The 15,056-nt window shown below is 67.9% G+C and carries 13 protein-coding genes; 3 read left to right on the top strand and 10 right to left on the bottom strand.

Annotated features, from left to right (window positions below; all coding sequences use genetic code 11):
• Positions 1-69: 69 nt before the first annotated feature.
• From NX782_RS13630 to NX782_RS13615, 4 genes are all read right to left on the bottom strand, one after another.
• Complete coding sequence (locus NX782_RS13630; protein WP_258846007.1) at positions 70-843, bottom strand: OmpA family protein; 774 nt, start codon at positions 841-843, stop codon at positions 70-72.
• Positions 840-1,808 (bottom strand): type VI secretion system-associated protein TagF, encoded by a 969-nt coding sequence (gene tagF / locus NX782_RS13625; RefSeq protein ID WP_258846006.1) that lies wholly within the window; start codon positions 1,806-1,808, stop codon positions 840-842. The genes NX782_RS13630 and tagF overlap by 4 nt, the downstream gene beginning before the upstream one ends.
• A complete protein-coding gene (gene tssM, locus NX782_RS13620) occupies positions 1,805-5,527 on the bottom strand; it encodes a type VI secretion system membrane subunit TssM (protein WP_258846005.1) in 3,723 nt (1,240 codons plus the stop codon). The genes tagF and tssM overlap by 4 nt, the downstream gene beginning before the upstream one ends.
• 102 nt (positions 5,528-5,629) lie before the next feature.
• Complete coding sequence (locus tag NX782_RS13615) at positions 5,630-6,466, bottom strand: M15 family metallopeptidase (RefSeq protein WP_370661793.1); 837 nt, start codon at positions 6,464-6,466, stop codon at positions 5,630-5,632.
• A 59-nt stretch (positions 6,467-6,525) separates the two neighbouring features.
• Here NX782_RS13615 and NX782_RS13610 point away from each other — a divergent pair, with 59 nt between their 5' ends.
• The 3 genes from NX782_RS13610 (at position 6,526) to NX782_RS13600 (ending at position 11,344) form a co-directional block, all read left to right on the top strand.
• Positions 6,526-7,305 carry a hypothetical protein gene (locus NX782_RS13610; RefSeq protein WP_258846003.1) on the top strand — a complete coding sequence of 260 codons (780 nt, stop codon included), beginning with the start codon at positions 6,526-6,528 and terminating at the stop codon, positions 7,303-7,305.
• 92 nt (positions 7,306-7,397) lie between these two features.
• Entirely contained in the window at positions 7,398-9,068 is a 1,671-nt protein-coding gene (locus NX782_RS13605; RefSeq protein WP_258846002.1) for a VRR-NUC domain-containing protein, read from the top strand.
• Positions 9,065-11,344, top strand: coding sequence for an ATP-dependent DNA helicase (locus NX782_RS13600; RefSeq protein ID WP_258846001.1), 2,280 nt, complete (start codon positions 9,065-9,067; stop codon positions 11,342-11,344). Before NX782_RS13605 ends, NX782_RS13600 begins: the two co-directional genes overlap by 4 nt.
• Here NX782_RS13600 and NX782_RS13595 read toward each other — a convergent pair.
• From NX782_RS13595 to NX782_RS13570, 6 genes are all read right to left on the bottom strand, one after another.
• Positions 11,325-12,071 (bottom strand): LytR/AlgR family response regulator transcription factor, encoded by a 747-nt coding sequence (locus tag NX782_RS13595; protein WP_258846000.1) that lies wholly within the window; start codon positions 12,069-12,071, stop codon positions 11,325-11,327. The two genes, NX782_RS13600 and NX782_RS13595, sit on opposite strands and share 20 nt — an antisense overlap.
• A gap of 4 nt (positions 12,072-12,075) precedes the next feature.
• Complete coding sequence (locus tag NX782_RS13590; RefSeq protein ID WP_258845999.1) at positions 12,076-13,152, bottom strand: sensor histidine kinase; 1,077 nt, start codon at positions 13,150-13,152, stop codon at positions 12,076-12,078.
• Between the two features lie 22 nt (positions 13,153-13,174).
• Positions 13,175-13,897 (bottom strand): LiaI-LiaF-like domain-containing protein, encoded by a 723-nt coding sequence (locus NX782_RS13585; protein WP_258845998.1) that lies wholly within the window; start codon positions 13,895-13,897, stop codon positions 13,175-13,177.
• Positions 13,887-14,294: a LiaF transmembrane domain-containing protein gene (locus NX782_RS13580; RefSeq protein ID WP_258845997.1), complete on the bottom strand. Its 408-nt coding sequence runs from the start codon at positions 14,292-14,294 to the stop codon at positions 13,887-13,889. Before NX782_RS13580 ends, NX782_RS13585 begins: the two co-directional genes overlap by 11 nt.
• A gap of 178 nt (positions 14,295-14,472) precedes the next feature.
• Positions 14,473-14,649, bottom strand: coding sequence for a hypothetical protein (locus NX782_RS13575; protein WP_258845996.1), 177 nt, complete (start codon positions 14,647-14,649; stop codon positions 14,473-14,475).
• Positions 14,650-14,696: 47 nt separating this feature from the next.
• Positions 14,697-14,870 carry a hypothetical protein gene (locus tag NX782_RS13570; protein WP_258845995.1) on the bottom strand — a complete coding sequence of 58 codons (174 nt, stop codon included), beginning with the start codon at positions 14,868-14,870 and terminating at the stop codon, positions 14,697-14,699.
• Positions 14,871-15,056 lie beyond the last annotated feature (186 nt).

The following is a 15,056-nucleotide window of genomic DNA, read 5'->3' as shown; positions in this document are numbered from 1 at the left end:
CAAAACGCAAACCGGGGTCAGACTGCGCGATGCACCAGTGTCTGACCCCGGTTCAGGTTTTATCAAGCTTTATTGCACGACCTTGAACTCGATCCGCCGGTTGCGCGCCCGGCCTTCCGGCGTGCGGTTGTCCGCCACCGGCCGGTCCGGTCCTTCGCCCGACACCGACACCATGTCGGCCTTCACGCCACGCCCGACCACGTAGGCCTTCACCGCTTCGGCGCGGGCCTGGCTCAGCGACAGGTTGCCTGCACGCGAGCCGGCGTTGTCGGTGTGGCCGATCACCTCGACCTTCTTGTCCTTCAGGCGCAGCAGGACGGCGCTCATCTGGTCGAGAATGAGCTTGCCGGAGTCCGCCAGCTCCGCCTTGCCCGACTCGAATTCGATGATGCGGTTGGCCAGCGCCGCGTCCAGCATGCCCTGCTCGGACACCGCCACACGCAGGCCGTTGTTGACCGTGTAGCTGGGGTCCAGGTTCATTGCCAGGTCGCCGGCGATCTGCTGTTTCTGCGCTTCGCTGGCGACGTCGCCGCGCAGGCTGACGCTGGTGCCGTCGACTTGCAGCTGGCCGCGCGTGACGAGCTTCAGGTTCGGTCCGATCAGGCGCGCGACATGCTCGTTCCAGTTCGGCGGCGCCGACACCCGGCCCACCGCCAGTTGGTCGACCACGCGCTCGGGACCGTAGACGGCGCGCAGGCGCCCCAGCAGCGCCGCCTTGCTGGCATCGTCCACGACCGTGCCGGAGACCACGATCGGCGCGGTGGCGGCAGCCGAAGCGGCGTTATCGGCGAAGGCAGGCGCCGCGGCCAGGCCGGCGGCAAGGATAAAGATGGTTGGCTTCACGAGGCGGCTCCGATGAAGGTCTTCAGGAACAGTTCGCGCGCCAGGCGCAGTGGCAGCATGGGCTGCTCGAGGTAGCTGGCCAGCGCGCGCACGTCGATGTCGATGCCCAGCTGTTCGTCGATCCAGCCGTTGTCGGTCAGCTGCACCTGCTGCTCGCGCCCGGCCAGCGGATCGACGATGCCGTGCAGGGTCTCGGCGGCGGCGCCGAAGCCGATCACCAGCGCCGGCCGCTCGGCGACCAGGGTCACGAACAGCACCAGGTCGAAGGCGGTGCGGCGGATGAAGGGCGTGACCAGCTCCAGCCAGAACGCCGCGACCTGGCAGCGCGCCGCGGCGCCGGCATCGCGCGGCAGCGGCAGCACCAGGCTTTTTTGCAGCGAAGCCGGGCGGCTGTGCATGACTGGCTGCAGCAGCAGGCCGAGGCCGAGGATCAGGCGGTTCGCCTCCAGTTCGAGGCTGCCGGACAGCGAGCTGACCGTCGACATCGCCAGGAACTCGTCGAAGGGCGCCTCGTGCTCGCCCAGCGCCACCGCGGCATCCGCGATCGCATGCAGGTGCGGGCCGGGCTCCATGGTCTCGAGCACGCGCGGCGCCATCGATTCGAGGTAATCCCACAGCGGCCCGAAGGCCAGCGGGCAGCGCGCCACGAAGGCGGCCGGGTCGGGCACCTCGACGGTGCGCATCATCAGGAAAGGGAAGCGGCGTCCGGAGCGGTCGCGGCTCGCCACCAGGTGGCCGGCGATCGCGTGGCGGCGGCTCGGGCCGACGAAGGCGAAGCTGACCGGCGGCGAGGCATCGTAGTAGATCTTCCAGCGGGCGTCGTTCGGCAAGCGGGTCATGACCTGGGCCAGCCAGTCGTCGAGCATGCCGAGCGCCGGCTGGTCGTCGCCGACCTTGACGAAGTCGCTGCGCGCCGGGATCTTGCCGAAGTAGCCGATCCGGGGCGAGGCGGCGCTGCGCGTCATTGCGCGGCTCCCGCCAGTTGCGGATTGCTGGCGCCGACAGCGGCGCGGCCGACCACGCTGTCGGGCAGGCGCAGGCCGTTGAAACCGCGGCTGGCCTGGCCGTCGCCGGTGCTGGCGGCACTGCTGACCAGCTTCAGCGTGACGGCGACCGTCACGTTGCTCGCGCTCCAGCGCAGCTCGTGCACACCTTGGCTGATTTTATTCTTCTGGGCGGCGCCAATGAGCTTTTCCAGGCCGAGCTCCCCCGGCACGTTGAACAGTTCGACCGTGCGGCCGTCGAAGGTAACTGCACTGACCTTGGCCCCGCTCGTGCCCTGCGGCCCCGGATGCACCATGTTCACCCAGGCCGGCTGCGTATTCCGGTAGCGCAGCTGCTGCCCGTCGATCTCGACCGTGTATTCGGTGATGCCGGGCGCAGTCATCGGCAGCAGCTGGAACACGGTCTGCGGACCACCACCGGTGGCCACGCCGTTGGCAGACAGTGGCGCAATCCAGCCCGGGAAGCCGCTCACCACCTGCGGCGCGAGGGTGACGCCGATGTCGGCCCAGGTGCGGCTGGTCAGCACGTCGCCGCGCCGCACCACCAGCGGCCCCATGGTCGTGGACACGAACTTGGCCACCGCGCCATCCGGACCGAACACCTGGCCGATCTCGGCAGCCCCCGCCTGCAGCTGCGCCCCCGGCGAGAACGGTGCTTTGCCGGCCAGGTTCTTCTGGAACGGCTCGACCACCTGCGCCTGCCAGGTCTTGTTGATCTCGGACTCGGACGGCAGCACGATCATGGCGAAAGTCTGCACCAGCGGCCGCACCAGCAACGGGCGCAGCATCTGCTTCTGGGCGTCGGTCATCCCGGTCAGCATCTGCTCGTCGACGTATTTCAGGGCCTCGGCCAGTTCGGAGCCGTTGCCTTCCAGGGTCTGCTGCATCAGCTGCTTGGCGCCGGGGCCGGGGTCGCCCTGGTTCTTCAACTGGTTCAGGCGCGAACGCAGCTTCGACAGCGCGTCCAGGTAGCCGGTCATCAGCGAGGCGTCCTTCTCCTTCACGCCGACCAGGCGGGCGACGCCGGCAAATTCGCGGCCCACGGGACCGGCAGCCGCAGAACCGGCCACGCCGGCGGGCATGGGCGCCGCCGCGTCGGCAATCTGGCGCGCCTCGCTGGGCGCCTGGCGCAGCACCACTTCGCGGAACCAGCCCATCAGTCCGCGCTTCAGCTTGGCCTGGTTGACGCGCGCCTGGCCGGGGTCGTCCCAGGAAGTCTCGTCGTAGACCGTTTTGAGCACCTTGGCCAGCGGCGAGGTCTGCGGGTCGCCGAGCCGGTTCATGGCCTGCACGCTGGCCTCGAAGCCGTTCAGGTCGGCGATTGTGACGCCTTGCACGAACTTGCTCCACTCCTTCGCATAGTCGGCTTTATACAAGTCGATCAGGGTCTTCTGGATTTGCTCGGGGCTGCCTTCCAGTGTGAGGTCGTCCTTGGCCACGGTCTTCAGTACCCAGTCGGTGCTTTGCAGCTCGCGGTTCGACGCCTCGCGGATCGCGCCGAGCACGAACTTTTCCCAGGCGTCGCGGGTGAAGGCGCCCGACACCGCATGGCTGCCGACCACCAGCGCCTGGTCCTGCTCGCCGACGATGCGTGCCACCGTCACCGCCGGGAAGCGCGTCGCGGCGCGGGTGCGGATATCGGCGTACACGCGCTCGCGCGCCGGCGTGCCGCGCACCACGCGGCGCAGGTTTTCGCGCGCGGTATCCAATAGACTCAGCTTGGGCGTGATCTGCGGCCAGGCCGGGTCCTGGATATGCGACAGGTGGAAGGTCATCAGGCGCTCGGCGCTGCGGATCATCTGTTCCTTCGCCATGCCGCCGCGATTCGCCTGCAGCCACACGCGCCAGTAGCGGGTCAGCTGGTCGTTCAGGTGGCCGGGCTCGGCGTGGCTCTTATCGGCCAGCATCAGGTAGGTCTTCAGCGCGTTGTAGGCATCGCCGACGTTGGTCGCCGAGACGTCCTGGTAGGGCTGGCCCGGCTTGGCGCTGGGCGCGGCTTGCGCGTTGGGATCGAGCTGGGAGGCGTTGGCGTTCATCTCGGCCAGCAGCGCTTCGAGCGCGCCGGCCACCGGCTGCACCATCACTTCACGCACCCCGGCAAAGTATTCGTCGCGCAGCTTGCGTTCCAGCGCCTCGCCCTGGTACAGGCCGAAGGACAGCGCCCACGGCTGGTCGGCGCGGTATTTTTCCAGCTGTTCGATGCGGTCCTGCAGAATGTCCAGCGCTTCCAGGCGCGATTGCAGGCCGCCGGTCCTGGCCTGCATCTTCATGACCTTGTCGAGGTCGGCCTGGACGTTGGCCACCAGCTGGCGGTTGCCCATGGTGGACCAGCTCCAGCCGCCCAGCGCGCAGCCCAGCAGCACGGTGGCGGCGAAGAAGGCGGCGTATTTCACCCGCGTCGCGGCGGGGCTGGTGTAGCGCTTGACCAGGTCTTTATCGGCGAAGATCACCTTGCGGAACAGGTCGAGCAGGAAGAATCCCGACTGCTCTTCAAGCTGCTCGCCTTTCTGCTCGCCGCCTTTGAGCTGCAGGTCGAAGCGGCTGGCCACGCGGTGCGACGACAGGTTCTCGACGAAGCCTTCCTGCAGCGCGCTGGTGAAGTAAAAGCCGCGCATGACCGGCTTGAACTGCCAGGTGTTCTCTTCGAACAGGGTGGCGAGGAAGGCGCGCAGCTGCGGCTTGAGCGAGGCAAATTCGAGCGGGAAGGTGAACACGCCCGGACGCATGTTGGTGCTGCGGTTACCGGCCATGGTGGCCAGGCTCATTTCCTTGAGGCCGTCGTACAGCTCGTCGAAGTGGACGTCGAAGAAAGCCAGCACGTCCTGCGGCGTGCTGCGCCGGTTGTAGCGCTGGGTCGCGCCCCACACGCGCTCGCGCTCGGCGCGGTCGCTGTCGTGGAAGAAGTCGGAAAAGCCGGCGATCAGGTCGGCCTTGGTGAACACCACGTACACCGGCGCGTGCACGCCCAGCCGCTCGGTCAGTTCCTGGACCCGGGTGCGCAGGCTCTTGGCCAGCTCGATCGAGGCTTCCGGCGACCCGCTCCCCAGTTCGGCGACGCTGACGGCGATGATGATGCCATTGATCGGCGCGCGCCGGCGATGGCGGCGCAGCAGGTCGAGGAAGCTGAACCACTCGGCGCGGTCGGCTTCGAACACCGAATAGCGGCCGGCGGTGTCGAGGAGGATGCCGTCGGTGGTGAAGAACCAGTCGCAGTTGCGGGTGCCGCCCACGCCCTGCACCGCCTTGCTGCCGGGGATCGGGAAGGTCAGCCCCGAATGCTTGATCGCGCTGCTTTTTCCCGCCGCCGGGTTCCCGATGATCATGTACCAGGGCAGTTCGTACAGGGCCTGGGCGCCGCGCGTCAGCCCCAGCTTGGAGGTCTTGATCGTGTTGATCGCCTCCAGCATGCTCTTGCGCAGCATCGGCGCATCGTCGCGCCTGGCATTGTCGGCCTGGGCGACGATCGCCTCGCTCAGGCGGTTTGCTTCGCGCTTGCGCCACCAGCTGCGCGCCAGCCACCAGATACCCCAGGCGGCCAGCAGGAGCAGGCCGGCGAGCACGGCCCAGATGGCCGCCACTTCGAGCGATTCCGCGCCGAGGAAGAGGAAAGCCGCGAGGGCGGCAATCCCGATCACGGCCATTACGCGGCGGTTGGTGAGAAACTGCCAGAGTCGGGCCATAGTGGGTTCGGTTCAGAGAGTTGAATGGAATGCCACAGGCAATGTTGGCACTATTTCCCGACTGAATCTTGCGTTCGAACAATGGCGCGGGACCATGTCTCGTCAGCGCCGCATCACCCCGCGCAGGCGCAGTTCGGTATGGCCGAGGTCCATCATGGCCCAGCGTCCGCCCCAGGTCAGCCCCAGCGATTCCGCGACCTCGCCGTACAACTGGTAGCCGTGCATCGCCCACGGGTCCTTTTCGGAGATCACCAGTTTGCCGTCGCGCAGGAAGGCGCAGTCGGCCGCCAGCCCATATTGGTGCCAGCTCTGGAAGGCGCGCGCATTCGTCACCGCCGAACCCATCTTCGCCAGCATGTCCTGCCGCGCCGGGCTGCGGTAGCCCTCCAGCAGCGCCATCTCGTAGCCGTATTTCTCCTTCATGATGCGAAAGACCAGCAGCAGGCGCTGGTTGAAGTCGGGATGCATGAGGCCCCAGTTGCGGCTGGCGTCCACCAGCATCGGCCGCACCAGCTCGACTTCGCGAGTATTGAAGGCGACCGGCGGCAGCGCGGCCGGCGGCACCAGTTGCTCGCCCTTGAGCAGGGCGGCGACCTGGGCGTCGACCACCGTATCGCTGGCTTCGTAACCGGGCAGCATATCGGGCCGGCGCAGCAGCAGCGCCACCAGCGGCGGGATCAGGATCAGCGGCACGCCGATGGCGAGAAAGGCGCGGCGCTTCCCGATCCATGCCCTCGCATCCCGCCAGCGCCAGCGCAACGCCGGACCGGCTTCCCGCAGCACCGATCCGCTCGAGGTCCGCCAATCGCCGGCGCGCATCTGCAGGCGCCGCTGCAGCCCGCCCAGGAATTGCAGAACGCTGCTGCGGCCGGACGGAAAACAGGCCAGCCAGATGAGGCTGCAGGCAAGACAAAAGTACAAAAGAGCGAGGAAGATCAGCATCCGCTTCTCCGGTTTGTTTCTAATTGGCATCAATGTCCAATCTTAGGAGGTACACGGTGCGCCCTACAGATGAAGATCAATCCGGCTCGCGGCGTCCGAACCTGATGTCGCCGACGCGCCGCACGGCGAGCGAGACCAACATCCTCGCCATGCTCGACCGCCACCAGGCCGGCGGGCCGGGACGGCGCCTGCTGCGCGGCCTGCAGGGGGTACCGGCCATGGCCTGGTATGGGGCGGCGGGCGTGCTGGTGATCGGACTGGTGGGATCGCTGGCCTGGCTGGCGCGCGACAGCGGCGCACCCTCGCCCGCCGACGGCGCAGTGGCCGGCGCGGCGGCATCGAACGCTTCGCCTGTGGCGGCCGCGCCACCTTTGGATGCGCCGGCCGCGAGCGCCAGCGCCGAGGCAGTGCCAGCCGCCGATGCCGGCCCGGCCGAGCCGCCACCAGCGGCTGGCGCCACCATCGTCGACCTGGCGCCTGCCGACCCGCCCGCGCCCACGCCCGCATCGGCCGTGTCGACGCCGCGTGCGCTGCCGCCGCAGGAGCACGCCGGCCGCATCCTGCCGCGCGATGAGCGCTCCGCATTCAGGCACGAGCACGAGTACAAGGGGCAGCGCCTGGCCGCGGCGGTAAAACCGCCACGGACGGCAGGCGCCAAACCGGCCGCGGTCGCTCAGGCACCGGCACAGGCCCGTGTCGAAGCACGCGGCCGCCGCAATGCGGCAGCCACGAAGCAAGCCCCGGCCGCGGTCGACACCGACGTCGCCCTGATCTCGGCCATCATCCAGCACGCCAGCAAGCGCCAGGACGCCGAAGACGAGGCGCGCAAGCCGTAGCAAAACGTCACGCTGTCGTAAAAAAGCCCCGCAATGGCTGGGTAAAGCGGTTTCGCGCCGTTATACTGTACAAAGCTACAGTATGGTGCGACATGATCAGGGTTCTGGAAAACGAGTTTTATTATCTGGATAACTTCCAGCGCGTCCTCGACTGGATCGCCCAGCGCTACGCCGACCTCCTCGACGAAGAGGAGCACGGTTTCATCGCCGCCTTCGGCCGTCTGCCCCGCCCCTCCCAGGCCCTGTTCGTGCGCATGGTGATGCGCAAGGGCAGCCTGTTTCGCGCCTCCAAGATGCAGTACCCGGAAATCGGCTGCCCGGTCGCCGCGGTCCAGGATCTGCTGCCGACCGGCTGGATCGCGCTCGATCCGGTGCTCGGACTCGAGGAACTGTTCGAGCTGCTGGTCAAACCCGAGATCGCCGACGCTTTCGCCCTGAAAGCACCTTTGCGGAGCGCGCGCAAGGACGAGCAGCTGCAGGCGCTGCGCGAACAGCATGCCGAAGCGCGTCCCTTCTCGCAGTGGTATCCCGGCAGCGCCGACACGGTATTCGCGATCGACATGAAGCCGCTGTGCGACCGCCTTCGCCTGGTCTTCTTCGGCAACCTGCACCAGGACTGGACCGAATTCGTGCTGTCCGACCTGGGCCTGTTCCGCTACGAGCAGGTCGAATTCTCGGAAGCGTCGCGCGGCTTCCGTTCGCGCCAGGACATCGAGCACTACCTGCAGCTGCATGCCTGCCGCGAACGCTTCCACGAGCTGGAACCGGGCTGCGAGCAGATGCGCGAGGTGCTGCATGAGGTGCTGCGCGACCTGCCGCGCCACAGCTTCGGCAACGACTGGCTGGAGAGCCGCCGCGAAAAGCTGCTGTTCCGCATCGGCCAGCAGTTCGAGAAGGACAAGGACTGGGCATCCGCGCACGCCGTGTATGCGGGCTGCCGTTTCCCGGGCGCCCGCTCGCGCGCGATGCGCGTGCTGGAGAAGGACGAGAAGTTCGACCAGGCCTACGAACTGTTCTGTGCGGCCGAACAGGCGCCGGAAAGCGAGGCCGAACGCCAGCACCTGCTGCGCATCGGCCCGCGCCTGGCGCGCAAGCTGGGCCACGCCAAGGTCAAGGCGCGCAAGGCTGCGCCGCCGGCGCGTCTGGATCTGAACCTGCCGATCCCGAACGGAGAATGGCGCGTCGAAGGCGTGGTGCTGGCCCACCTGCACCGTGACGAAGCGCCGGTGTTCTACGTCGAGAACACGCTCGCCAACACCCTGTTCGGCCTGCTGTGCTGGCCGGCCGTGTTCGCGGCTATTCCGGGTGCGTTCTTCCACCCCTTCCACCGCGGCCCGACGGACCTGTACAGCCCCGACTTCCACCAGCGCCGCAGGCGCGAATTCGATGCCTGCCTGGCGCGCCTGGACGACGGCAGCCACGTCGAGGCCATCCTCGCCACCTGGGACGAAAAAGCCGGTATCCAGTCGCCCTTCGTGGCCTGGGACTGGCTCGATCGCGACATCCTCGAACTGGCCCTGCGCTGCATCCCGGCGCCGCACCTGAAGCTGTGGTGCCAGCGCATCCTGCAGGACGTGAAGGACAACCGCACCGGCTTCCCCGACCTGATCCAGTTCTTCCCGGACGAAGGCCGCTACGAGATGATCGAGGTGAAGGGCCCCGGCGACCGCCTGCAGGACAACCAGCTGCGCTGGATCGAGTACTGCCGCGAGCACGGCATGCCGGTCACGGTCTGCTACCTGCAGTGGCAGGAGGCGGCTTGACCGGCGAGGCAAAAGGCTACACCGTGGCGGTGCGGGCGCTGTGCGAATTCACCGCCAAGCAGGGCGACCTCGACCTGCGTTTCACGCCCTCGCCCACCGCGCTGGAAGGCATCGCCGGCCACGCCGTGGTGGCCTCGCGCCGCGGCGAGCATTACCGTTCCGAGGTCACCCTGGAGGGCGACTACGGCCTGCTGCACGTGCGCGGGCGCGCCGACGGCTACGACCCCGACCAGAACCTGATCGAGGAAGTCAAAACCTTCCGCGGCCAGTTCGCCAGCATCCCCGACAACCACCGCCACCTGCACTGGGCCCAGCTGCGCATCTACGGCCACCTGATGTGCGAGCAGCTCGCGATGGAACAGGTCAACCTGGCGCTGGTCTACTTCGATATCGGCAGCCAGCAGGAAACGCTGCTGCGCGAGACCCGCAGCGCCGCCGAACTGAAGGCGATCTTCGAAGACCACTGCAGCCGCTTCATCGCCTGGGCCGAGCAGGAGATGCGCCACCGCGAAGCGCGCAACGTCGCGCTGGCGGACATGCGCTTCCCGCACGCGGACTTCCGCCCGGGCCAGCGCCAGCTCGCCGAGAGTGTGTTCCGCGCCAACGCCGGCAAGCGCTGCCTGCTGGCCCAGGCCCCGACCGGCATCGGCAAGACCCTCGGCACCATGTTCCCGGCGCTGAAGGCGGCGCCCAAGGAGAGCATCGACAAGCTGGTGTTCCTGGCCGCGAAGACGCCGGGCCGCAAGCTCGCACTGGATGCCGCCAGCACCCTCAAGGCCGGCGGCACGATCCCGATCCGCGTGCTGGAACTGACCGCACGCGACAAGGCCTGCGAGCACCCGGATAAAGCCTGCCACGGCGATGCCTGCCCGCTGGCGCGCGGCTTCTACGACCGCCTGCCCGCCGCGCGCGCCGCGAGCCTGGACGCCCCACTGCTGGATCGCGACACCCTGCGCACGATCGGGCTCGAACACGATGTCTGCCCCTATTACCTCGGGAGCGAGATGGCGCGCTGGAGCGACCTGATCGTCGGCGACTACAACTACTGGTTCGATGGCGGCGCCATGCTGTATGCGCTGGCGATGGAGCGCGGCTGGCGTGTCAGCGTCCTGGCCGACGAGGCGCACAACCTGGTCGCGCGCGCCCGCGGCATGTACAGCGCTTCGCTGGCCCGCGGCAGCCTGCGCGCAGCGCGCAGCGTGGCGCCGCCGCAGGTACAGAAGCCGCTGGAAAAGCTGGGCCGCGCCTGGACCGAAGCGGGCAAGGCCGCGCCCCTGCCCTATCAGGTGCTGGACACCATCCCGCAAAAGCTGCTGGACAGCCTGCAGAACGCCACCAGCGCAATCACCGAATACATGGCCGCTTTCCCCGAGGGCCTGGACCCGGCGCTGCAGGAGTTCTATTTCGACGCCCTGCAATTCCAGCGTCTTGCAGAATCCTTCGGCGAGCATTCGCTGTTCGACCTCACGCGTACCGACGAACGCGACACGGAACTGGCGATCCGCAACCTGGTGCCGGCGCCGTTCCTGAAACCGCGCTTCGCGTTCGCGCATTCGACCACGCTGTTCTCGGCCACGCTCAGCCCCTGGCATTATTTCGCCGACCTGCTCGGCATGCCCGAGGACACGGTCTGGATCGACGTCGATTCGCCCTTCGTGGCCAGCCAGCTGAAGGTCGAGGTGGCGCGCGGGATCTCGACGCGCTACCAGCACAGGAAGAGCTCATTGGTGCCGATCGCCGACCTGATGGCGCGCCAGTACGCCGAACAGCCGGGCAACTACCTGGCCTTCTTCAGCAGCTTCGACTATATGGAACAGGCGGCCGACATGCTGGCCCAGCGCCATCCGGCGATCCCGCAATGGCGCCAGTCGCGCCGCATGAGCGAGCTGGAGCGCACTGCGTTTCTGGAGCGTTTTACCCTTGAGGGCACAGGCATCGGTTTCGCCGTGCTGGGCGGCGCTTTCGGCGAAGGCATCGACCTGCCGGGCGCGCGCCTGATCGGCGCTTTCGTCGCCACCCTCGGCCTGCCGCAGGTGAACCCGGTCAACGAGCAGCTGCGCGAACGCCTGCAGGCGCTGTTCGGCGCCGGCTACGACTACGCCTATCTGTATCCGGGCCTGCAGAAGGTGGTGCAGGCCGCCGGCCGCGTGATCCGCACCGAGCAGGACCAGGGCACGGTCTGGCTGATCGACGACCGCTTCGCGCGGCCCGAGGTGCTGGCGCTGCTGCCGGCCTGGTGGCATGTGCAGGGACGCGCTACCGCATCAGCTCCCTGAGTCTGGCGTAACCGCTGCGGCTGACGGGAACCCGCGCACCGCCGCGCAGCACCGCGCAATGGCCGTCCTTGCCCGATGGTTCGATGCGTTCGATGGCGGCCAGGCTGAGGATGTAGGAGCGGTGCACGCGCAGGAAGGCGCGCGGATCCAGCTGTTCCTCCAGTTCCGACAGGCGCTGGCTCTTCAGCCATGCGCGCCCGAGGGCCACCACCTGCACGTAGTCGTCCTGCGCCTCGATGTAGTCGATCTGCGTCGCCGGGATCACCTGCACGCGCGAACCGTCGCGGATCAGGATGCGCTCCAGCGGCGTGCGCCGCTGCGCCGCCTCGCTGGCCACGGCGACCGCCTCCGCACCCGCTGCCGCCGCCTGCGGACTGCCGAGCCGTGCGCGCGCATGCGCCAGCGCCTGGTCGAGGCGCTCGCGCGAAAACGGCTTGAGCAGGTAATCCAGCGCATGCACCTCGAAGGCGCGCAGCGCGAACTGGTCGTAGGCGGTGACGAACACGTATTGCGTCTTCGGACCCGCCAGTTCGACCACTTCGAAGCCGTCCAGCTTCGGCATCTGGATGTCGAGGAAGACCAGGTCCGGCGCCAGTTCGGCGATCGCCTTGACCGCCTCGAAGCCGTTGGCGCATTCGCCCGCGATCTCGACGTCCGCGTGGGCGCCCAGGTATTCGCGCAGCACCGCGCGCGCCAGCAGTTCGTCGTCGACGATGATCACACGCATACGCTCACGCCTCCTCCACGGTGTCGACAGCTTCGGCCGGGAGCGCCAGCTCGACCCTGAAGCGGCTCGCCTCGACGCCCCAGTGCACGCTGGCCTCGATGCCGTAGGCCGCCGCCAGGCGCCGGCGCACATTCTCCAGGCCCAGCCCGGTGCCGCGCACGCAGGGCGTATCCGGGTCGACGTCGTTGTCGACCACGATGCGCAGCAGCGAACCGGCGCGCGTCGCCGACACCCGCACGCAGCCAGGGGCGATCATCTGCCCGATGCCGTGCTTGACCGCGTTCTCCACCAGCGGCTGCAGCAGCATCGGCGGCACCAGACAGGCCAGCGCGTCCGGCGCCGCCTCGACGTCGAAACGCAGGCGCTCGCCGAAGCGCACCTGCTCGATCGCGATGAAGTCCCGCACCAGTTCCAGCTCGCGGCTGAACGGCACCTGGCGCTGCGCGTGCAGGCCCAGGCTGAGCCGGAAGAAGCCGGCCAGGCGCAGGGTCATGGCGCGCGCCGCGCCCGGATCGATCGAGGTCAGTGCGCTGATCGAATTCAGGCTGTTGAACAGGAAGTGCGGATCGACCTGGGTGCGCAGCATCCGCAGTTCGGCGTCCTGCGCGGTCAGGCGCGTCTCCAGTTCGCGGGTCTCCAGCCGGCGCACGCGCTCGGCCTCGATCAGCAGGTAGTTCACGGCCGCCGCCAGGCCATACAGGATCACGCCCAGCGCGAACATGGTCGCCAGCTTCGGCCCATCCAGCTCGAACACCGCGCCCGCCGGCGCAAAGGCGCGCAACAGCGCCGCCCAGGCCGAACCGATCGCGCACCACAGCCCTGCCGCACAGGCCGCGGTGGCCCCTACGCCGCCGACGATGGCGGCCGGGTGCTTGTGCCCGATCGGATAGGCGCGGCACACGTAATAGGCGGAGAAGGCGGTGGCATTCGCGTAGACGATCGCCAGCGGCACCGCGAACACCAGGCTCGCGCCCCAGCCGGCGCCGCCGGCGACCAGCAGCGCGGCGGTCGCCAGGCCCAGCATCAGCCAGGCCAGCATGTACAGCAGCGCCGCATACCACCTGGAGACCACGCCGTGCATCGTCCGCTTCCCGCCGATGCGCTCAGTTGCGCACTTCGACGCCGCCCATGATGGCGTAGCCGGTGACCAGCAGGCGCTTGCGGTTGTCCGGCGGGCGCGCGGTCTTTTCCGTGAAGCCGCCCATCACCGGGGTGCCCTGCAGGACCACGGTCCAGTCGGGCGGCACCTTGATCGTGATCCCGCCCCAGATTGCGAAGACATTGATGACGGCCTCGGGACCGAGCCCGCAGTCGCGCAGGTCGAGGCCGCAGCCGCCCATGATCGCGGTGATCTCGCCGCCGCGGAAGTCGGGCGTGCTGACGCGGCGCTCGAAGCCGCCGAGGATGGCGGTGATGTCGATCACGTTGTCGGCCTTGGCGTCGTCCTTGGTATAAGGGCCGGTGTGCACATGCACCACGCGGCCGCCGCCGAGCGTGCGGTACAGGATCAGTCCACCGAGGGCTATCATCACCAGCGGCCAGAAGGTACGCCAGCTGATGAACTCGTAGCCGAGGCGGTTCAGCACCAGCGCCAGGCCGATCGCGATCAGGACGATGCCGGTGACGCGGCCGCTGCGCGGGCCATCGCTGCACAGGGCCACCAGGCCCGAAGCGATGAAGGCCAGCGGCCAGAAGAAGATCACATGGCGCAGGTAGATGATGTTCAGGTTATCGAGCAGGAACAGCACGCCGAAGGCCACCACCAGCAGCCCGATCACGATCTGGCCGTTGGCGCTCGCCTTGGTGCGGGACGCTTCATTTTCCATGGCGGTCTCCGCGCTTGTCGAAGCAGCCGTGGCGGCCACGGTCCGGGTTGTTGCCGAAGCGGCGTTCGGCGATCGGCTTGACCGCCATGCCGATGCCGCCGACGATGATGAACAGCGGCCAGCTGTTCCACCAGTTCAGCCCGAACAGGCCTTCGAACATCGCGAACAGCCACAGGCCGATGAAGACGGTCCACAAGCCATTGACGAATTCGCGCGCGCTCGGATAACCGATGGTCTGGTTGATGCCGGCCACGACCAGCAGCAGCGGCGCATAATGCCACAGGCGGTCGATCTCGTAGATGTCGAGCTGGTCCAGCAGGAAGGCCACGCCCAGGCCGATCAGCAGCAGTCCCCACAGGACCTGGCGCCGCAAGTGATAGGATGCTTCGCTGTTCATTGCATTCTCCTCGTTGGAATGGGGACAAGATATACGAGGATGGGCGCGCGGCGGAAGCGCTTTTCGGCGAATGGCGGTGGCGGATCGGTGAATGGCGCCAGCGAACGGCGGCGGACGATCAAAGAAAAGCCCGCCGCGTTGCCGGGGCGGGCTTGCTGCAGCAATGAAGAGGCCGTGATCAGGCGGCCGGCTGCGCCATCACCATGGTCGGCTGGCCCTTCTGCTGGTTGCGGTACTTGGCGCGGGCGATGGCCTGCTTGACCGCTTCGCGGGCGACGTTGGTCTTGTAGATCTCGGCGCGTTCCTTCTTGCCGCGATGCTGGGCGACGTGCTTGCTGCCGATTTTCTTGGTCATGGCGTTCTCCTGTGATGCCTTGGGGTGAATGCCCTTCGAGAGCGGGGTCAGGAACGGGACGAGCCCATCTTGTCGCCGTCGGCCGAGTGCATCAGCAAGCCCCATCCGAGCTGGCGCCGGATTTCTTCCGGCGTCGGCGGCGGCGCGCTTTCCTTCGTGCGGCGCTCGAGGTACTCGCGCACGAGGTGCTTCGGTGGATGACTCGTCGTTGGCAAAGACATGAACAACCTCCGCTTCCCAAAGGGCGTGGAATCTGGTGCCGATCCTCGAGGCGACCGGCTGACCTGTTGAGGTATTTGGAGTCCTGCGGAAGATCGCGGGCGTCCTCACTCAACGCCTTCATCTTATCGAAACGGACGCGCGCGCACCGTTAGGTGACGCACACTGTGCGCCGCACGCCTGCTCCC

The organism is Massilia norwichensis (assembly GCF_024753245.1).
Classification (GTDB): Bacteria; Pseudomonadota; Gammaproteobacteria; order Burkholderiales; family Burkholderiaceae_D; genus Telluria; species Telluria norwichensis.
This window is presented reverse-complemented; position numbering and strand designations above follow the sequence as displayed.